Origin of the sequence: Streptomyces sp. NPDC020807 (assembly GCF_040641575.1) — a bacterium.
Lineage (GTDB): Bacteria > Actinomycetota > Actinomycetes > Streptomycetales > Streptomycetaceae > Streptomyces.
Genome location: NZ_JBFADU010000009.1, coordinates 198,968 through 217,396, shown reverse-complemented (window position 1 = coordinate 217,396; position 18,429 = coordinate 198,968). Strand labels below are relative to the sequence as shown.

Sequence of the window (18,429 nt, the reverse complement as noted above, 5' to 3'; positions counted from 1 at the left end):
TCCCCCCCCCCCCGCCCCCCCGCACTCTGTGGTGTTTTTGTTTTTTATTTGCCTACACCCCCCCCCCCCCCCCCCCCAAAAACACACCCCCCAGGCACACCTGGCACGATGGCGGGGTGACCGCACCCCTGACTCCGCCTCACCAGCCGCAGCCGCACGACCCCGCCTGGCCCCCGCCGCCCCCGTCGGAGCCGGGATCCGCCGGGGACCCGATCACCGCGGCCGAGGTCCTGCTGGGGGGAGTCATCGCCCTCGTCTCGACGGCGGTGGGCGCGCTGCTCGGCGTGCTGTGGCTGTGGCTGGCCCCGCGCGTCGAGCTGATCTCGGACGGCAAGGGCGTCTACCTCCGCGACTCCGAGGGCGAGTCGGCGATCGGCGCGGACGGTACGTTCGTCCTCCTCGCCCTGGCCTTCGGTGCCGTCGCGGCGCTCGTCGTCTTCCTGGCCCGCCGCAGGGGCGGGGTCCCGCTGGTGCTCGGTCTCGCGCTCGGCGGCGTCCTCGGCTCGCTGGTCGCCTGGGGCGTGGGGACGGTCTTCGGCCCGACGCGGGACGTCGTCGCGCACGCGAAGGCCGTCGGCCCCCAGGTCGTCTTCGAGGCGCCCCTCGAACTGAACATGGCGGCCGCCGCGATGTTGGCCTGGCCGCTCGCGGCGATGATCGTCCATCTGGCGCTCACGGCCCTCTTCGGCCCCCGCGACCCGGAGCCCGAGGACTGGGGGACCGGGCCGCACCCCGCGCCGCACCCCGAGAGGGCGTCCCAGCCGGAGAGCTCCCGGCCGGAGACCTCGCAGAAGACGCTCTGAACCCCGCCCGCGGAGACGTCAGCCCCGGCCGATCGGCGCGACCACCGCGGCGGTGAGCGCCGCCAGGTCGGCGGGGGAGAGCTCGACCTCAAGGCCCCGGCGGCCGGCCGAGACGCAGATCGTGGCGTGGTCCGAGGCCGTCGAGTCGAGGACCGTACGGAGCCGCTTGCGCTGGCCGAGCGGCGAGATGCCGCCCCGCACGTACCCCGTGGTGCGCTCGGCCGCCGCCGGGTCCGCCATCGCCGCGCGCTTCCCGCCGACCGCCGAGGCCAGCGCCTTCAGGTCCAGCTGGCCCGCGACCGGGACCACCGCGACCGTCAGCTCGCCGTCGACGTCCGCGACCAGAGTCTTGAAGACCCGGTCGGGGGAGACGCCCAGCGCCTCCGCCGCCTCCTCGCCGTACGAGGGGGAGGCGGGGTCGTGCTCGTACGCGTGCAGGGTGTACGGGGTCCCGGCCGCGGCCAGCGCGACGGTCGCCGGGGTGCCCCCGGCGTTCTTCTTCGGCTTCTTCGCCACGCGCTCTTCGCTCTCCGTGCTCTCGGTGGGGTGCGTGCTCCCGGTGGGGTGCGTGCTCCCGGTGGGGTCCGTGCTCCCGGTGGGGGGCGCCGTCCTCCGTGGGGGTCCGCTGTCCTCGGTGGGGGGCGCGCCGTCCTCAGTTGAGGTGCGTCGGACCCTGCGTCAGGTCGGTCACCGGCAGCGAGGGCAGGTGCCGCAGCACCGCGGTCTCCGCCCGCAGCAGCGACAGCTCCTCGCGGAGCCGCGTCGCCGTGTCCGGCGCCTGGAGCAGCCGCTGCTTGGTCGGGGTGTCGAGCACCGTCGCCGCCGCGACCAGGTACGACACCACCGACGGGTCGTCCGGCAGCTCGCTCGTCGTCAGCGACCGTTCCCGGGCCCCGGCCAGCCGCTTCTGGTAGTTCCTGAAGGCCCGCAGCACGCCCTCGGCGAGCGTCGCCGCGTCGTCGCCGGGCTCCTCGGGGACCTCCTCGACCTCGGCGACCAGGAACGGGCCGCTCGCGTCGACGGAGTGGAGCTTCACCCGGGTCGTCCCGGTCGTCATCACCTCGAAGGTGCCGTCGGCGCGCTCCCGGATGCTCGCCGCGTCGGCGACGCAGCCCATCCGGTGGAAGGCCTGGAGCGGGTCGGCGCCGAAACCGGCGGCCGGGCCCCTCTCCGGCAGCGCCGTCTGGTCCGGCATGCCGGGCGCGGTCGGCGCCACCTCGCGGCCGTCGCGGATGGCGACGACGGCGAAGCGCCGCGGCTCCGACTCGTCGATCGTGAGCAGCTCGCGCATCATGGCGCGATAACGCTCCTCGAAGACGTTCAGAGGCAGCACGAGGCCCGGGAAAAGCACCGCGTTGAGCGGAAAGAGAGGCAGGCGAGCGGTGGTCACAGCGGCCAAGCCTAATGGCCGCCGGGCCCGCCTCGTCCGGCCCGTCCGGATCCCGGCCGCCACAGGCCCCCCGACCCCGCCGACTCGGCCCGTACGCGCTCCCGCACGGCGAGGAACCGGAGAAGGGGGTCCTCCCGCACGGCACCGCGCGGAGCCCCGTTCGGAGCGCCCCACGGGAAGGAGGTCGCGTGGGGGCCGATCCGGCGGAACTCGTCGAGCGCCTCGTCCCACCGCTCCCGCTCGACCAGCACGTACGCGAGGAGGTTGCGGACCTCGGCGGGCCACGGGTCGCCCGGCGGGAACGCCGCCGAGAGGGAGAGCGCCCGGTCGGCGGCCCGGTCGAGCCGGGACGCCCCCGGCGAGCGGTCCGGCCTGGGCAGCGCCCTGATCCGGTCGTGGGCCGCGCGCACCGGGAGCGCCCTGACCAGGGAGTCGGGGGCGGCGTCGTCGGCGGCCTGCTCGGCGAAGTCGAACGCGGCCCGGTGCGATCCGTACCACTGGGCGGAGAGGTACTTGAGGGCGGCGACGTGGCTGCCGTAGTGGTGCGGGGAGCGGCGCACGGCTTGCTCCCACAGCGACTCGAAGACCGCGTGCCCGGCGTGCGCCCCGCGCGCGTGGTCGAGGGCGAGCCGCCAGGGCACCGGGTCGTGCGGCGCGCTCCCGGTGACCACCGCGATCACCGGGTCGAGCTCCCGCAGCCGCTCGGCCCGGGCGGGTGACTCCCAGGCCCGGCGCACCGAGAGCTGCGCCGAGACGAGCAGGGCGTCCGGGTCGTGGGGCGCGACGGCGAGCCAGTGCAGCAGCCAGTCGGGCCGGTGGTACGCGAAGGCGGCGAGCCGGGTGACGTACCGGTCGCGGTCCTCCCACTCGCCCGCCTCCCGGACCGTGGCGAGCAGCTTCGCCGCGGGCTCCGGATCGGCCAGGGCCGCGGCCACCAGAGCGGGCGCCAGCCGCTCGTCCGGGGCGTCGAGCAGCACGTCGTCGTCCGGTACGAGCCCGGCGGTCTCCCGCGGGGCGGCCCGGGCGGAGCGGACGGCGCCGATGAGGGCGCGGAGCAAGGACATCGTGCGACGTATTTTCTCACCGGGGCGCGGTGGCGCACCTCGGCCGCACAACGCCTTCACCGCCGTCTCACCCGGCCCCCGCACCCGGCGGGCGCTCCCCTCACCCCCGCCGCAGCAGCCGGGTCGCGCCCGCCGCGACCGTCGTCGCCAGGATCCAGCCGAGGAGTATCAGCGCCGCCGCGGCCCACTGCCACATCCCTTCGAGCCGCCAGTAGCCGTCCTGGCCGAGGTTGATCACCGGGAGCAGCAGGTCGAGCGCGTACAGCGTGCCGTTCCACTCGGGCGACTCGTCGGTCTTGAGCGGGACCGGCCGGTAGCGGGTGAAGGCGAGGGTGCCCGCCGCCCACAGCACCGCCATCCACACCGCCGCCCGGCCCGGCCGGTAGCCGTACGCCACCGTCCAGTCCTGCACGAAGCCCCACAGCTTCCCCGCCACCGGCAGCGTCTCCCGCCGGCGCCGCTGCTTGGCGAGCAGCACCTCGCGCGCGTCCGCGTCCTCCCCGCTGTTCCGCAGGACCGTCGCGAGCCGCTCGTACGGCTCCGGGGCGTACTCCGGGGTCGCCGCCGCGACCCACTCCAGCCGCCGGGCCAGCGGGAAGTGCCCGTACGGCACGAGGTTCTCGTAGACGAACCCGCCCATCGCGAGCCCGCCCGGGCCCGGCCAGCTCGACCACAGGTCGATCAGCGTGACGATCCTGGCCCCGTTCAGCACCACCCGGCCCTCCGCCGGCCGCTCCCCGTTGAACCTCAGCTCCGGGGTGACGATCCGGCGCAGCGACAGCTCCTCGCGGCGCGCCCCGTCCAGCAGGAAGCGCGCGTCGTGCAGGTCCACCGCGTCGCCGAACCGGCCGTCGTCCAGGCGGACCCCGCCGTGGCACTCGACGGGCTTGCGCCGGGCGCCCCGGGCGGGCGTCACCCCGTAGGGCGGGGTGCCCCGGGTGTTGCCCGTGTCCTCGTACACCCACGCCGCGTTCAGGTGGAGCGAGCGCTCCACCGTCAGCTGCGGCGCGTTGAGCGCGCGGCGCTGCTGCGCCCCGCGCAGCACGCTGCCCCGCAGGCTGAGCGAGACGCCGACCTTCGCGCCGCGCAGGCTCAGCTCCCCGTGCGTCTCGATGAGCTCGGCCTGGAGGTCCTGGGCCACCAGCATCCCGTCGGCCGTGATCGCCCGCCCGCGCCCGTCGGGCCACACCCGGATCTGGTTGATCAGCAGGTCCGTGCCGATCTGGGCGTCGGTCAGCCGGATCCCGCGCCCGACCCGGCAGCGCGGCAGGTGCAGGTCGCCCGTCGTCTGCAGCCGGGCCGCCTCCAGCCGGGGCATCGCGCAGGCGACCATCCGCAGCGTGCCGAAGTGGGCCTCGGGGAGCACCACCTCGCCGTCGAACCGGCAGCCGTGCAGCTCCACGTACGGCCCGATCGTCCCGCCGGCCAGGTTGAGCACGCCCGTGATGCGCACCCCGCGCAGCTTCAGCGCGGCGACCCTGCCCGCCCTGGCCTGCGGCCCGTCGAGCAGCAGCCGGGCCACGACGTCGGCCCGCACGCTCCGCGCCGGACCCCAGTCCGCCGCCCCGAACGGGTCGTCCCGCTCCTCGTCCCCCTCCGTCAGGTCGCAGGTCACGCCGACCCGGAACGCCTGCCACACCGCCTGCTCGGGGCCCGTGAGCCCCTCCGGCATGCCGTCCTCGCGCGGCTCGGTCAATGCCGCCCCCTCGCTTCCCCGTGTTCGGCCGTCCGCTCCCACGAGCCCGCTGCCCGGTCCTCGTGGATTCGTACAGCCGTTCTTCCCGCCCTGTGACGGGCTGAACGCTAACGGTCAGGAGTGGCGAGCAGACGCCACTGAGACGTGTATCAGCCAGTGATACGGAAACCGAGGCCGCGAAGCCGTCTGCGAGAATTGACCCGTGATCTCTCGAATCGATCTGCGCGGCGAGACCCTCCCCGAGGGTTCCGCTCTGCGCGACCTGCTGCCCCGTGCCGAGTTCGACGTGGAAGCCGCCCTGGAGAAGGTGCGGCCGATCTGCGAGGGCGTACGGCATCATGGCGCGGCCGCGGTGATCGAGTACGGGGAGAAATTCGACGGCGTCCGCGTCGACCGGCTCCGCGTCCCCGCCGAAGCGATCACCCGTGCCCTCGACGAGCTCGACCCGGCCGTCCGCGCCGCCCTCGAGGAGTCCATCCTCCGCGCCCGCCTCGTCCACCGCCAGCAGCGCCGCACGACCCACACCACCCAGGTCGTCCCCGGCGGCACGGTCACCGAGAAGTGGATCCCGGTCGACCGCGTCGGCCTGTACGTGCCGGGCGGACGCTCCGTCTACCCGTCCTCCGTCGTGATGAACGTCGTCCCGGCGCAGGAGGCCGGCGTCGAGGGCGTGGCCGTCGCCTCGCCCCCGCAGAAGGACTTCGGCGGCCTGCCGCACCCGACGATCCTCGCCGCCTGCGCCCTCCTCGGCGTCGACGAGGTGTACGCGGCCGGCGGCGCCCAGGCCATCGCCATGTTCGCGTACGGCACCAGCGGCACCGCCGACGAGCCCGGCTGCGCCCCGGTCAACCTGGTCACCGGCCCCGGCAACATCTACGTGGCCGCCGCCAAGCGCCTCCTCAAGGGCCGCATCGGCATCGACGCCGAGGCGGGCCCGACGGAGATCGCGATCCTCGCGGACTCCACGGCCGACCCGGTCCACGTCGCCGCCGACCTCATCAGCCAGGCCGAGCACGACCCGATGGCCGCCTCGGTCCTCGTCACCGACTCCGAGGAGCTCGCCGCCGCCACCGAGGCCGAGCTGAAGACCCAGGTCGCCGCCTCCAAGCACGTCGACGACCGGATCGCCCCGGCCCTCGCCGGCCGCCAGTCCGCGATCGTCCTGGTCAACGACCTGGCCGACGGCCTCAAGGTCGTCGACGCGTACGGCGCCGAGCACCTGGAGATCCAGACCGCCGACGCCTCCGCCGTCGCCGACCGCGTCCGCAACGCCGGCGCGATCTTCGTCGGCCCGTGGTCGCCGGTCTCCCTCGGCGACTACTGCGCCGGCTCCAACCACGTCCTGCCCACCGGCGGCTGCGCCTGCCACTCCTCGGGCCTCTCCGTGCAGTCCTTCCTGCGCGGTGTCCACATCGTGGACTACACGCGCGACGCGCTCGCCGACGTCGCCCACCACGTCGTCACGCTCGCCGAGGCCGAGGACCTGCCGGCGCACGGCGCGGCGATCAAGGCCAGGTTCGGATGGAAGGTGCCGGAGCCCAAGTGACCGGAAGCAGCGATCGATCCGCCTGGGACGACCTCCCCGTCCGCGACGAGCTCCGCGGCAAGTCCCCCTACGGCGCGCCCCAGCTCGACGTCCCCGTCCAGCTCAACACCAACGAGAACCCCTACCCGCTGCCCGAGGCGCTCGTCGCCCGGATCGCGGAGCGGGTCGCCGAGGCCGCCCGCGGCCTCAACCGCTACCCCGACCGTGACGCGGTCGAGCTCCGCACCGAGCTCGCCGCCTACCTCACCCGGACCGGCGGCCACCGCGTCGGCGTCGAGAACGTCTGGGCGGCCAACGGCTCCAACGAGGTCCTCCAGCAGCTGCTGCAGACCTTCGGCGGCCCGGGCCGCACCGCGATCGGCTTCGAGCCCTCGTACTCGATGCACGCCCTGATCGCCCGCGGCACCGGCACCGGCTGGATCTCCGGCCCGCGCCACGAGGACTTCACCATCGACGTGGAGGCGGCGGCCCGGGCCATCGCCGAGCACGCGCCGGACGTCGTCTTCGTCACCTCGCCGAACAACCCCACCGGCACCGCAGTCGAGGCCGGGACCGTCCTCGCCCTGTACGAGGCGGCCCAGGCGGCCAAGCCCTCCCTGGTGATCGTCGACGAGGCGTACGTGGAGTTCAGCCACCGCGCCTCCCTGCTGCCGATGCTCGAAGGCCGGCCGAACCTGGTCGTCTCCCGGACCATGTCCAAGGCCTTCGGCGCCGCCGGACTCCGCCTCGGCTACCTCGCCGCCCACCCGGCCGTCGTTGACGCCGTCCAGCTGGTCCGGCTGCCGTACCACCTCTCCGCCGTCACCCAGGCCACCGCGCTCGCCGCCCTGGAGCACACCGACACCCTCCTCGGGTACGTCGAGCAGCTCAAGGCCGAGCGCGACCGCCTCGTCGACGAACTGCGTGCCATCGGCTACGAGGTCACCCCCTCCGACGCCAACTTCGTGCAGTTCGGCCGCTTCGCCGACTCCCACGAGGCCTGGCGGCGGATCCTCGACCGGGGCGTCCTGGTCCGGGACAACGGCGTACCGGGATGGCTGCGGGTCACCGCGGGCACCCCCGAAGAGAACGACGCGTTCCTCGACGCGGTCCGTGAACTGATGAAGGAGCAGAAGCGATGAGCCGCGTAGGCCGCGTTGAGCGCACCACCAAGGAGACGTCCGTCGTCGTCGAGATCGACCTCGACGGCACCGGCAAGGTCGACGTGTCGACCGGGGTCGGCTTCTACGACCACATGCTGGACCAGCTCGGCCGCCACGGTCTGTTCGACCTGACCGTGAAGACCGACGGCGACCTCCACATCGACTCGCACCACACCATCGAGGACACCGCCCTCGCCCTCGGCGCCGCCTTCAAGCAGGCCCTCGGCGACAAGGTCGGCATCTACCGCTTCGGCAACTGCACCGTCCCGCTGGACGAGTCGCTCGCCCAGGTGACCGTGGACCTCTCCGGCCGTCCGTACCTCGTGCACACCGAGCCCGAGAACATGGCGCCGATGATCGGTTCCTACGACACGACGATGACCCGGCACATCTTCGAGTCCTTCGTCGCCCAGGCGCAGATCGCCCTCCACATCCACGTCCCCTACGGTCGCAACGCGCACCACATCGTGGAATGCCAGTTCAAGGCACTCGCCCGCGCGCTCCGCTACGCCTCCGAGCGCGACCCGCGCGCCGCCGGAATCCTCCCCTCCACGAAGGGCGCGCTCTAGTCGTGAACAGCCTCTCCACCATCCTCATCGTCGTCGGGCTCTTCCTGCTCGGCGGCATCTACTCCTTCGTCAAGCAGCAGATGCCGAAGGGCCTGATCGTGCTCGTCTCGATCGGCGCCGCGATGTGCCTCTCCGCCGGCCTCCTGCGTCTGGACGTGTGGTCATGAGCACGCCCTCCGTCTCCGGTTCGGCGGCCCCGAAGAAGGTCGTCGTCTTCGACTACGGCTTCGGCAACGTCCGCTCCGCCGAGCGCGCGCTCGCCCGGGTCGGCGCGGACGTCGAGATCACCCGCGACTACGACAAGGCGATGAACGCCGACGGACTCCTCGTCCCCGGCGTCGGCGCCTTCTCCGCCTGCATGAAGGGGCTCCGCGAGGCCCGCGGCGACTGGATCATCGGCCGCAGGCTCTCCGGCGGCCGTCCCGTCATGGGCATCTGCGTCGGCATGCAGATCCTCTTCGCCCAGGGCATCGAGCACGGCGTGGAGACCGAGGGCCTCGACGAGTGGCCCGGTACGGTCGAGCCGTTGAACGCCCCCGTCGTGCCCCACATGGGGTGGAACACCGTGGACGCGCCCGAGGACTCCCAGCTCTTCGCGGGTCTCGACGCCGACGCCCGGTACTACTTCGTGCACTCCTACGCGGTGCGCGAGTGGACCCTGGAGATCGGCAACAAGAACATGCGGGCCCCCAAGGTCACCTGGGCCACCCACGGCGAGCCCTTCGTCGCCGCCGTCGAGAACGGCGCCCTGTGGGCCACCCAGTTCCACCCCGAGAAGTCCGGCGACGCCGGAGCCCAGCTCCTCACCAACTGGATCGGAACCCTGTGAGCACTCTCGAACTCCTCCCCGCCGTCGACGTCCGCGACGGCCAGGCCGTGCGTCTCGTCCACGGCGAGTCCGGCAGCGAGACCTCCTACGGCTCTCCTCTGGAGGCCGCCCTGGCCTGGCAGCGCTCCGGCGCGGAGTGGCTCCACCTGGTCGACCTCGACGCCGCCTTCGGCACCGGCGACAACCGCGAGCTGATCGCCGAGGTCGCCAAGGCGATGGACATCAAGGTCGAGCTGTCGGGCGGCATCCGCGACGACGCCTCGCTCGCCGCCGCCCTCGCCACCGGCTGCACCCGCGTCAACCTCGGCACCGCCGCCCTGGAGACCCCCGAGTGGGTCGCCAAGGTCATCGCCGAGTACGGCGACAAGATCGCCGTCGGCCTCGACGTCCGCGGCACCACCCTGCGCGGCCGCGGCTGGACCCGCGACGGCGGCGACCTGTACGAGACGCTCGCCCGCCTCGACTCCGAGGGCTGCGCGCGGTACGTCGTCACCGACATCGCCAAGGACGGCACGCTCCAGGGCCCCAACCTGGAGCTCCTGAAGAACGTCTGCGCGGCCACCGACAAGCCCGTCGTCGCCAGCGGCGGCGTCTCCTCCCTGGACGACCTGCGGGCCATCTCCGGCCTCGTCCCGCTGGGCGTCGAGGGCGCGATCGTCGGCAAGGCGCTCTACGCCGAGGCCTTCACCCTGGAAGAGGCCCTCGCGACGGTGGCCTCCGCATGACCGGATCCGCACGCGGCTCCGTCCGCAAGGTCGTCACCGGCGCCCCCTGGGAGGAGCAGTTCGGCTACTCCCGCGCCGTCGAGCTCCCGAACGGCACCGTCCTCGTCTCCGGCTGCACGTCGGTGGTGGACGGCCAGATCGCCGACGGCGGTCCGTACGAGCAGGCCGTCAACTCCTTCAACGTGGCCTTCGCCGCGCTGGAGCAGCTCGGACTGGGCGCCGAGCACGTCGTCCGCACCCGCATGTACCTCACGCACGCGCGGGACGTGGACGAGGTCGGCCGCGCCCACAAGGAGCTGTTCGACGCGGTCCGCCCGGCCGCGTCGATGATCATCGTCTCCGGCTTCGTCGACCCCCGGCTGGTCGTCGAGGTCGAGGTCGAGGCCTACAGGAGTGATGCGGCATGAGTCTCGCCGTACGCGTGATCCCCTGCCTGGACGTGGACAACGGCCGGGTCGTCAAGGGCGTCAACTTCCAGAACCTGCGGGACGCCGGCGACCCCGTCGAGATGGCCAAGCTGTACGACGCCGAGGGCGCCGACGAGCTGACCTTCCTCGACATCACCGCCTCCTCGGGCAACCGGGAGACCACCTACGACGTGGTGCGCCGCACCGCCGAGCAGGTCTTCATCCCGCTCACGGTCGGCGGCGGCGTCCGCTCGGCCGACGACGTCGACAAGCTGCTGCGGGCCGGCGCCGACAAGGTCGGCGTCAACACCGCCGCCATCGTGCGCCCCGAGCTCATCCAGGAGATCGCGGAGCGCTTCGGCCGCCAGGTCCTCGTCCTCTCCGTGGACGCGCGCCGCACGGCCACCGGCTCCTTCGAGGTCACCACGCACGGCGGCCGCCAGGGCACCGGCATCGACGCCGTCGAGTGGGCGCACCGGGCCGCCGAGCTGGGCGCGGGGGAGATCCTGCTCAACTCGATGGACGCCGACGGCACGAAGGACGGCTACGACACCGAGATGATCGCGGCCGTGCGCAAGCACGTCACGGTCCCGGTGATCGCCTCCGGCGGCGCCGGCAAGCTCGCCGACTTCGCCCCGGCCGTCGACGCGGGGGCGGACGCGGTGCTCGCGGCCTCCGTCTTCCACTTCGGCGATCTGCGGATCGGCGAGGTCAAGCAGGCGCTGAGGGAGGCGGGCCGCCCGGTTCGCTGATCTTCGTTCCGCTTCACGAAGGGCCCTTTCGGGGGCCCTTCTCCTTGCCCAGATGCGCAGGATTATTTGTGCAAATCATCTTGCGCAACTTTTCTTTCGTATCTACGGTCGTGGACATGACCTCGCAGGAGCACCGCCGCATCGACGACCTCGGCACCCTGAAGGCCATCGCGCACCCGCTGCGCATGCGCCTCTACCGGGCCCTGTTCGTGTCCCGTACGGCCACCGCGTCCCAGCTCGCCGACCAGGTCGACGAGGCCGTCTCGCTGGTCAGCTACCACCTGCGCAAGCTCGCCGAGCACGGCCTGATCGAGGAGGCCGAGGCACAGTCCGCCGACGGCCGCGAGCGCTGGTGGCAGCCCAGCTCGTACGGCTTCAGCATCCGCGACGAGGACGTCCGGGCCCCCGAGCTCGCCGCGGCGACCGCCGCCTTCGGCCGTACCGTCGACGAGCAGCGCCGCGAGATGTACGACCGCTTCCGCGACGAGCGGCACACCTGGTCCGAGGAGTGGCGCTCCGCCGCCGTCAGCTCCGAGTGGCTGCCCCGCCTCACCGCCCCCGAACTCGCCTCCCTCGGCAAGGAGCTCGACGCGCTCCTCCAGAAGTACGACCGGCGGGCGCGCGCCGCCGAGGCCGCCGGCGACACCGAAGGCCGCGAGAACGTCGCCGTCCACCTCCACGGCTTCCCGTACCGGGGGACCGCGTGACCACGCTCGTCGAGGCGCCCTCGACCCCCGCCCACAAGAACCCCCAGGTCCTGCGCTGGCTCGGCGCCTACACCGCCTCCACGCTCGGCGACAGCGTCTACTACCTCGCCCTGTCCTGGTCCGCCGTCTCCACCGGCAGCCCCGCCCAGGCCGGCCTCGTCATGGCCGCCGCCGCCGTGCCCCGCGCGCTCCTGATGCTCGGCGGGGGAGTGATCGCCGACCGCCTCGGCCCGCGCCGCGTCGTCATCGCCTCCGACGCCGTCCGCGCCCTCGTCGTCCTCGGCCTCGCCGCCGCCCTGCTGACCGCCACGCCCGGCCTCTGGGCGCTCGCCGCCATCGGCCTCGTCTTCGGCGTCGTCGACGCCCTCTTCCTGCCCGCCGTCGGCGCCCTGCCCCCGCGCGTCGCCGAGCGCGACCAGCTCGCCCGCGTCCAGGGCATGCGCGGCATCTCCTACCGCCTCGGCGCCGTCCTCGGCGCACCGCTCGGCGGCCTCGCCGTCGCCCTCGGCGGCCCGGCCACCGCCTTCGGCGTCGCCGGAATCCTCTTCGCCCTCTCCCTGCCGCTGCTCCTCGGGCTCAGGCTCCGCCCCCTGCCCGAGGAGGACCGGACGGGCGGCGGCACCGCCCTGCGCGACCTCGCCGACGGCCTGCGCTACCTCCGCGGCCACCGGACGCTCGGCCCGCTCATGATCGTCGTCCTCCTCGCCGACCTCGGCTTCACCGGCCCCCTCAACGTCGGCCTCGCCGTCCTCTCCGAACAGCGCGGCTGGGGCGCCTCCGGCATCGGCTGGATCCTCGCCGGCTTCGGCGTCGGTGCCGGCGGCGCCTCCCTGCTGCTGACCGTCAAGGGCCACGTGCCCCGGGCCGGGCTCGTCATGGGCTGGACCATGGCCGTCGGAGCCGTGTCGATCGCGGCCCTCGCGTACATCCCCTGGCTGCCGCTCGCCGCCCTCGCGGCCCTCTCCGTCGGCCTGCTCGCCGGGCTCTCCGGCGCCCTCTGCAACGCCCTCGTCCAGACCGAGTGCGACCCCGCTTACCTGGGCCGGGTCAGCGCCGTCTCCAGCCTCGGCAGCCTCGGCCTGGCCCCGCTGAGCTTCCCGGTCACCGGGGCCGCCATCGGCGTCTGGGGTCCCGGACCGGTCTTCGTCGCCAGCGCGGCGGTCTGCGCCCTCTCGGGCGTGTACGCCCTCGCGGTCCCGGCACTCCGCCGCGCCGAACTGCCCGCCTGAGGCCTCAGAGCCCCAGCTGCTTCGTCTCCCGCAGCCGCTCGATCGCCTCGGGCTCCCCGTCCAGCGCCACCTTCGCCACGTCCTGGCGGCCGTACAGGTACATCATCAGCTCACCCGGCTCCCCGGAGGCCGTCACCACCGGGGTGCCGCGGTGGGCCACCGCCGTCTGGCCGTTCGGACGGCGCAGCACCAGACCCACCGGCGCCTTGCGGCCCATCAGCCGCGCCATCTTCTCCAGGCGCGACCAGAGCGCGTCCGCGAAGACCGGGTCGATCTCCCGCGCCGACCACTCGGGCTGCGCCCGGCGCACGTCCTCCGCGTGGACGTAGAACTCGACGACGTTCGCCCCCTCGTCCACCTGCTTGATCGTGAACGGCGAGAACTTCGGCGGACCCGAACGGATCAGCTGGACCAGCTCCGCATACGGCTTCTCCGCGAACTCCGCCGTCACCCGGTCCATCCGGTCCTTCAGCGCGGGGACGACCGCCCCCGCCGCGGCGTCCGGCCGCCGCTCGCGCACCACCACGTGGGCGGCGAGGTCCCGCGTCCGCCACCCCTCGCACAGCGTCGGGGCGTCCGGACCCGCCGCCTCCAACAGGTCGGCGAGCAGAAGCCGTTCACGTTTCGCATGGGTCGACATGCCCGCCAGCGTACGACCGGGGGCACCGGTCCGCCCAGGGGACGCCCCGGGGGGACGGGGACGGGTCCGCCCGGCGGACGGCGCGCGGGACCGAGGGCGGGTCCGCCCAGTGGACGCCCCGCCGGACACCCTCCCGGATCGCGGCACAATGGCGCCATGACCAGCACGCCCCGGACCCCCAGCGACCTCGACCCCGCCATCGCCGCCCGCCTCAAGCGCAGCGCCGACGGGCTCGTCCCCGCCATCGCCCAGCAGTACGACACCGGCGAGGTGCTGATGCTCGGCTGGATGGACGACGAGGCCCTCCACCGCACCCTCACCACCGGCCGCTGCACCTACTGGTCCCGCAGCCGGAACGAGTACTGGGTCAAGGGCGACACCTCCGGGCACGTCCAGCACGTCAGGTCCGTCGCCCTCGACTGCGACGCCGACACCCTCCTCGTCAAGGTCGACCAGGTCGGTGCCGCCTGCCACACCGGCGCCCGCACCTGCTTCGACGCCGACGTGCTCCCCGTATCCCAGTAAGGTCTGGCGCCATGGATCTCGAGACCTTCCGCAAGCTGGCGGCCGACCGCCGCGTCATCCCCGTCAGCCGCAGGCTCCTCGCGGACGGCGACACTCCGGTCGGGCTCTACCGCAAGCTCGCCGCGGAACGCCCCGGCACCTTCCTCCTCGAATCCGCGGAGAACGGCCGCAGCTGGTCCCGCTACTCCTTCATCGGCGTCCGCAGCGACGCGACCCTCACGGTCAGGGACGGCCAGGCCCACTGGCTCGGCACCCCGCCCGTCGGCGTCCCCGTCGACGGCGACCCGCTGGCCGCCCTGCGCGCCACCGTCGAGACCCTGCACACCCCGCGCGACCTCGCGGCCGGGATGCCGCCCTTCACCGGCGGCATGGTCGGCTACCTCGGCTACGACATCGTCCGGCGCCTGGAGAAGATCGGCGACTCCACCCGCGACGACCTGGAGCTCCCCGAGCTCACCATGCTCCTCACCAGCGACCTCGCGGTCCTCGACCACTGGGACGGGACGGTCCTGCTGATCGCCAACGCGATCAACCACAACGACCTGGACACCGGCGTCGACGAGGCGTACGCGCACGCCGTCGCCCGCCTGGACGCCATGGAGGCCGACCTGGCCCGCCCGGTCGCCACCGCCCCCGCCGCCCTCCCCGACTCCGCGCTCCCGGAGTTCTCGGCCCTGTGGGGCGGCCAGGCCTACCAGGACGCCGTCGAGGACATCAAGGAGCGCATCCGCGCGGGCGAGGCCTTCCAGGTCGTCCCCTCCCAGCGCTTCGAGACCCCCTGCGCCGCCTCCGCCCTCGACGTCTACCGGGTGCTCCGGGCGACCAACCCGTCCCCGTACATGTACCTCCTCCGCTTCGAGAACGGCTTCGACATCGTCGGCTCCAGCCCCGAGGCGCTCGTCAAGGTCGAGGACGGCCACGCGATGCTCCACCCCATCGCCGGCACCCGCCACCGGGGCGCCACCCCGCAGGAGGACCACGACCTCGCCGAGGAGCTCCTGGCCGACCCCAAGGAGCGCGCCGAGCACCTCATGCTCGTCGACCTCGGCCGCAACGACCTCGGCCGGGTCTGCGCCCCCGGCTCGGTGGAGGTCGTCGACTTCATGTCCGTCGAGCGGTACTCGCACGTCATGCACATCGTCTCCACCGTGACCGGCGAGGTCGCCGAGGGCCGCACCGCCTTCGACGTCCTCACCGCCTGCTTCCCGGCCGGCACGCTCTCCGGCGCGCCGAAGCCCCGCGCGATGCAGATCATCGAGGAGCTCGAACCCACCCGGCGCGGGCTCTACGGCGGATGTGTCGGTTATCTCGATTTCGCCGGGGACGCCGACACGGCCATCGCCATCCGTACGGCCCTGCTCCGCGACGGAACGGCATACGTGCAGGCCGGAGCGGGTGTCGTCGCCGACTCCGACCCGGTCGCCGAGGACAACGAATGCCGCAACAAGGCCGCCGCCGTCCTCAGGGCCGTCCACACCGCCAACCGGATGAACGACCACTGAGCCGGTAGGGGATAGTGGGGTACGTGAGTGCCGTACCCGTACCCCAGCCCCGGGCCGCCCGCGCGGCCGTCCCCACCGGCGGACGCCGCAGCCTGGCCGCGGCGCTCCTCCTCGGCGCCCTGGGCGCCACCGTCGTCCTGCTGTCGGCCGGCCAGATCTGGGCCGAGGGCACCGCGGCCGTCGGCGGCGGCAGCATCCCCGTCGAGGCCGACGGCGGCACCGTCACCGGCGTCCCGACGGCCCTCGCGATCGTCGGGCTCGCCGCCCTCTTCGCCGTCTTCGCCGTCCGCCGCACCGGCCGCACCCTCGTCGCCGCGCTCCTCGCGCTCAGCGGCGCGGGCGCGGCGCTCGCCGCCGTCCTCGGCGCCTCCGACGCCGCCGCCCTGGACGCCGAGGCCGCCCGCATCAGCGGCGACAGCGCCGCCACCGTCGCCGGCCTCACCCACACCGCCTGGCCGTACGTCACCGCCGCCGGCGCCGTCCTCATCCTGCTCGCCGGACTCCTCGCCCTGCGCTTCGGCACCACCTGGCCCGCGATGGGCGGCCGGTACGAGCGCTCCGGCGCCCCGCGCGCCGCGCGCAAGGCCACCGCGGGCGCCGCGGCCGACCCGGACCGGCCCGAGGACCTCTGGAAGGCCCTCGACCGCGGCGAGGACCCGACACGCGGGGAGTGACCCCCCGGCCGGGCCGGTCGGGTCCGTGCGCGACGCGTGATCGTCCAGGCACCCCCGATTCACCCTCCCGCGCCCTCGTGCTGGACAATGAGCACCGAGTGTCCGCGCACGCGAGACCTCACCACCGAGCAACAGCAACGAGGAGCAACTCATGGCGGGCAGCGCCCACGGACACACCCCGGCCGCCTGGACCGGTGTCATCATCTCCTTCATCGGCTTCTGCATCGCCGGTGTCTTCATGGTGGCCGCCAACCTGCCCGGCTTCTGGGCTGGCGTGGGTGTCATCGTCCTCGGCGGCATCGTCGGCGGCGCGATGAAGGCGGCGGGCATGGGCATGCCGAAGGAATCTGCGGCCGTCACCGCCGCCCGCGAGGCCGCGACGGCGACCGCGAAGGCCCACTCCTGACGCGACACGACGCACCCGAGAGCGCGGCCCGGCACAGCCGGGCTGCGCTTTCGCGCGTACGGGGTGAGAATCACCGGGTGGACGCGCAGCCGACGGCCCAGGCCGAGAACGACGACCCCCTCGCCCGAGCGGGTGAACCACGGGGACCCGTACCGCCGTCCCCGTGGCCGCCGCGGGTGCCGCCGCCACCGCCGCGCCCGCTCGCCCGGCGGCTGCTCGCCCCCGTCGCGACCCTCGCCGGCGTCACCGCGGCCTTCGCGTACGTCGGGGCCGTCGACCCCAACGAACCGGGGCACTACCCGGTCTGCCCCACCCTGCGCTTCCTCGGCGTCTTCTGCCCCGGCTGCGGCGGTCTGCGCAGCGCCCACGCCTTCGCCCACGGCGACATCGCCGCCGCCATGGGCTTCAACGCGCTCGCCGTCATCGGCTACGTCCTCTTCGCCGTCGTCATGGTCGCGTGGCTGATCCGCGCCGTTCGCGGGGTCCCGATGCGCCTCACGGTCAGCCCCGCCTGGTGGTGGGTGACCGGTTCCGTACTCGCCGCGTTCACGCTGGTCCGCAACCTGCCCTTCGGTGCTGCCCTCGCCCCCTGAGCGTCCGCGCGATCCCAGCAAATGGACGCCACGGCGGCCGATGCGGGGCAGGAGGCATCCTGCGGATAGGATCGACATGGCTCAACTTGGTTGTTCACCAGCATCACCGTCCCGGAAGGGGGCCCCTCGCGTGAGTGTGCTCGACGAGATCATCGACGGCGTGCGCGCCGACCTCGCAGAGCGGCAGGCGCGGGTCACCCTCGACGAGCTCAAGGAGCGCGCCGCCAAGGCGCCGCAGGCCAAGGACGGCGTCGCCGCACTGCGCGGCGACGGCGTCAAGGTGATCTGCGAGGTCAAGCGCTCCAGCCCGTCCAAGGGGGCGCTCGCCGCCATCGCCGACCCTGCCGGACTCGCCGCGGACTACGAGGCGGGCGGCGCGGCCGTCATCTCCGTCCTCACCGAACAGCGCCGCTTCGGCGGCTCCCTCGCCGACCTGGAGGCCGTGCGCGCCCGGGTCGACATCCCCGTCCTGCGCAAGGACTTCATCGTCACCGCGTACCAGCTCTGGGAGGCCCGGGCGTACGGAGCGGATCTCGCGCTCCTCATCGTCGCCGCCCTGGAGCAGGAGGCGCTGGTCTCCCTCATCGAGCGCGCCGAGTCCATCGGCCTGACCCCGCTGGTCGAGGTCCACGACGAGGAAGAGGTCGAGCGGGCCGTCGACGCGGGCGCGCGGATCATCGGCGTCAACGCGCGCAACCTCAAGACCCTCCAGGTCGACCGCACCACCTTCGAGCGCGTCGCCCCCGAGATCCCGGCCGGCATCGTCAAGATCGCCGAGTCCGGCGTCCGGGGTCCGCACGACCTCATCGCCTACGCCAACGCGGGCGCCGACGCCGTCCTGGTCGGCGAGTCCCTCGTCACCGGGCGCGACCCGAAGGCGGCCGTCGCCGACCTCGTCGCCGCCGGTGCGCACCCGGCCCTGCGCCACGGGCGGGGCTGACCCACCCCGATGACGTCGACCGCGCGCCGTGCCACGCCGACCGCCCAGGGCAGTGCCCCGGGCGGCCCGGTCGTGCCCGCGGACGTCGCGGGGCGCCGCGGACGGCTCCGTACCGCCGCGGCTCCCGTCGCCAAGCACGCCCCGCTGGCCAGGGGCTGCCGGCCGCGCGGGTGCCGCGCGCCCGCCCGCCGTGTCCACGGCCGCCGGGTCCGGTACGTGATCGGCTCCGAGCCGGGCCAGGTCAACGGCATGCGATGGCGCCCGCGCGTCTCGCGCACTCTCTGACACCA

At 73.8% G+C, this 18,429-nt stretch carries 23 protein-coding genes; 18 read left to right on the top strand and 5 right to left on the bottom strand.

All coding sequences use genetic code 11. The annotated features are described in order from the left end of the window. The first annotated feature begins 116 nt into the window (after positions 1 to 116). Complete coding sequence (locus AB0G79_RS17130) at positions 117 to 803, top strand: DUF2567 domain-containing protein (protein ID WP_360807059.1); 687 nt, start codon at positions 117 to 119, stop codon at positions 801 to 803. Between the two features lie 18 nt (positions 804 to 821). Here AB0G79_RS17130 and ybaK read toward each other — a convergent pair whose 3' ends face one another. From ybaK to AB0G79_RS17110, 4 genes are all read right to left on the bottom strand, one after another. Then, on the bottom strand, positions 822 to 1,319 hold the full coding sequence (gene ybaK / locus AB0G79_RS17125; protein ID WP_360807057.1) for a Cys-tRNA(Pro) deacylase: 498 nt from the start codon (positions 1,317 to 1,319) through the stop codon (positions 822 to 824). Between the two features lie 136 nt (positions 1,320 to 1,455). Then, positions 1,456 to 2,193, bottom strand: coding sequence for an LON peptidase substrate-binding domain-containing protein (locus tag AB0G79_RS17120; protein WP_360807055.1), 738 nt, complete (start codon positions 2,191 to 2,193; stop codon positions 1,456 to 1,458). An 11-nt stretch (positions 2,194 to 2,204) separates the two neighbouring features. Further along, on the bottom strand, positions 2,205 to 3,257 hold the full coding sequence (locus AB0G79_RS17115; RefSeq protein WP_360807053.1) for a hypothetical protein: 1,053 nt from the start codon (positions 3,255 to 3,257) through the stop codon (positions 2,205 to 2,207). Between the two features lie 100 nt (positions 3,258 to 3,357). Next, on the bottom strand, positions 3,358 to 4,953 hold the full coding sequence (locus tag AB0G79_RS17110; protein WP_360807051.1) for an oxidoreductase: 1,596 nt from the start codon (positions 4,951 to 4,953) through the stop codon (positions 3,358 to 3,360). Positions 4,954 to 5,155: 202 nt separating this feature from the next. Between AB0G79_RS17110 and hisD the strand changes: the two genes are divergently transcribed. The 10 genes from hisD to AB0G79_RS17060 all read left to right on the top strand — a co-directional run bounded on the left by hisD (position 5,156) and on the right by AB0G79_RS17060 (position 12,859). Next, the gene (gene hisD / locus AB0G79_RS17105) at positions 5,156 to 6,499 is read left to right on the top strand and encodes a histidinol dehydrogenase (protein WP_360807049.1); all 1,344 of its coding nucleotides are present in this window, start codon (positions 5,156 to 5,158) and stop codon (positions 6,497 to 6,499) included. Beyond that, a complete protein-coding gene (locus AB0G79_RS17100; protein WP_360807047.1) occupies positions 6,496 to 7,620 on the top strand; it encodes a histidinol-phosphate transaminase in 1,125 nt (374 codons plus the stop codon). Before hisD ends, AB0G79_RS17100 begins: the two co-directional genes overlap by 4 nt. Next, positions 7,617 to 8,210: an imidazoleglycerol-phosphate dehydratase HisB gene (hisB, locus tag AB0G79_RS17095; RefSeq protein ID WP_030205445.1), complete on the top strand. Its 594-nt coding sequence runs from the start codon at positions 7,617 to 7,619 to the stop codon at positions 8,208 to 8,210. Before AB0G79_RS17100 ends, hisB begins: the two co-directional genes overlap by 4 nt. Positions 8,211 to 8,212: 2 nt before the next feature. Then, a complete protein-coding gene (locus AB0G79_RS17090) occupies positions 8,213 to 8,377 on the top strand; it encodes a hypothetical protein (RefSeq protein ID WP_360807045.1) in 165 nt (54 codons plus the stop codon). After that, positions 8,374 to 9,039: an imidazole glycerol phosphate synthase subunit HisH gene (hisH, locus tag AB0G79_RS17085; protein WP_360807043.1), complete on the top strand. Its 666-nt coding sequence runs from the start codon at positions 8,374 to 8,376 to the stop codon at positions 9,037 to 9,039. The genes AB0G79_RS17090 and hisH overlap by 4 nt, the downstream gene beginning before the upstream one ends. Next, positions 9,036 to 9,764 carry a bifunctional 1-(5-phosphoribosyl)-5-((5-phosphoribosylamino)methylideneamino)imidazole-4-carboxamide isomerase/phosphoribosylanthranilate isomerase PriA gene (gene priA / locus AB0G79_RS17080; protein ID WP_360807041.1) on the top strand — a complete coding sequence of 243 codons (729 nt, stop codon included), beginning with the start codon at positions 9,036 to 9,038 and terminating at the stop codon, positions 9,762 to 9,764. The genes hisH and priA overlap by 4 nt, the downstream gene beginning before the upstream one ends. Then, positions 9,761 to 10,171, top strand: coding sequence for a RidA family protein (locus AB0G79_RS17075; RefSeq protein WP_360807039.1), 411 nt, complete (start codon positions 9,761 to 9,763; stop codon positions 10,169 to 10,171). The genes priA and AB0G79_RS17075 overlap by 4 nt, the downstream gene beginning before the upstream one ends. Beyond that, entirely contained in the window at positions 10,168 to 10,923 is a 756-nt protein-coding gene (hisF, locus tag AB0G79_RS17070) for an imidazole glycerol phosphate synthase subunit HisF (RefSeq protein WP_360807037.1), read from the top strand. The genes AB0G79_RS17075 and hisF overlap by 4 nt, the downstream gene beginning before the upstream one ends. 116 nt (positions 10,924 to 11,039) lie before the next feature. After that, positions 11,040 to 11,630: a helix-turn-helix domain-containing protein gene (locus AB0G79_RS17065; RefSeq protein WP_360807035.1), complete on the top strand. Its 591-nt coding sequence runs from the start codon at positions 11,040 to 11,042 to the stop codon at positions 11,628 to 11,630. Beyond that, positions 11,627 to 12,859 carry an MFS transporter gene (locus AB0G79_RS17060; protein ID WP_360807033.1) on the top strand — a complete coding sequence of 411 codons (1,233 nt, stop codon included), beginning with the start codon at positions 11,627 to 11,629 and terminating at the stop codon, positions 12,857 to 12,859. The genes AB0G79_RS17065 and AB0G79_RS17060 overlap by 4 nt, the downstream gene beginning before the upstream one ends. Before the next feature lie 4 nt (positions 12,860 to 12,863). Here AB0G79_RS17060 and AB0G79_RS17055 read toward each other — a convergent pair whose 3' ends face one another. Further along, on the bottom strand, positions 12,864 to 13,499 hold the full coding sequence (locus tag AB0G79_RS17055; RefSeq protein WP_360807031.1) for a TIGR03085 family metal-binding protein: 636 nt from the start codon (positions 13,497 to 13,499) through the stop codon (positions 12,864 to 12,866). Positions 13,500 to 13,655: 156 nt separating this feature from the next. Here AB0G79_RS17055 and hisI point away from each other — a divergent pair, with 156 nt between their 5' ends. The 7 genes from hisI (at position 13,656) to AB0G79_RS17020 (ending at position 18,424) form a co-directional block, all read left to right on the top strand. Further along, positions 13,656 to 14,024 (top strand): phosphoribosyl-AMP cyclohydrolase, encoded by a 369-nt coding sequence (gene hisI, locus AB0G79_RS17050; protein WP_189802300.1) that lies wholly within the window; start codon positions 13,656 to 13,658, stop codon positions 14,022 to 14,024. An 11-nt stretch (positions 14,025 to 14,035) separates the two neighbouring features. Next, positions 14,036 to 15,526 (top strand): anthranilate synthase component I, encoded by a 1,491-nt coding sequence (locus tag AB0G79_RS17045; RefSeq protein ID WP_360807029.1) that lies wholly within the window; start codon positions 14,036 to 14,038, stop codon positions 15,524 to 15,526. Positions 15,527 to 15,540: 14 nt separating this feature from the next. Beyond that, entirely contained in the window at positions 15,541 to 16,200 is a 660-nt protein-coding gene (locus AB0G79_RS17040; protein ID WP_360807027.1) for a TIGR02234 family membrane protein, read from the top strand. A 151-nt stretch (positions 16,201 to 16,351) separates the two neighbouring features. Beyond that, the gene (locus tag AB0G79_RS17035) at positions 16,352 to 16,606 is read left to right on the top strand and encodes an HGxxPAAW family protein (protein ID WP_360807025.1); all 255 of its coding nucleotides are present in this window, start codon (positions 16,352 to 16,354) and stop codon (positions 16,604 to 16,606) included. Between the two features lie 176 nt (positions 16,607 to 16,782). Next, entirely contained in the window at positions 16,783 to 17,199 is a 417-nt protein-coding gene (locus AB0G79_RS17030) for a DUF2752 domain-containing protein (protein ID WP_360807080.1), read from the top strand. Positions 17,200 to 17,329: 130 nt separating this feature from the next. Next, the gene (trpC, locus tag AB0G79_RS17025) at positions 17,330 to 18,139 is read left to right on the top strand and encodes an indole-3-glycerol phosphate synthase TrpC (protein WP_360807023.1); all 810 of its coding nucleotides are present in this window, start codon (positions 17,330 to 17,332) and stop codon (positions 18,137 to 18,139) included. Positions 18,140 to 18,148: 9 nt separating this feature from the next. Then, a complete protein-coding gene (locus AB0G79_RS17020) occupies positions 18,149 to 18,424 on the top strand; it encodes a hypothetical protein (protein ID WP_360807082.1) in 276 nt (91 codons plus the stop codon). The last annotated feature ends 5 nt before the right edge of the window (positions 18,425 to 18,429 follow it).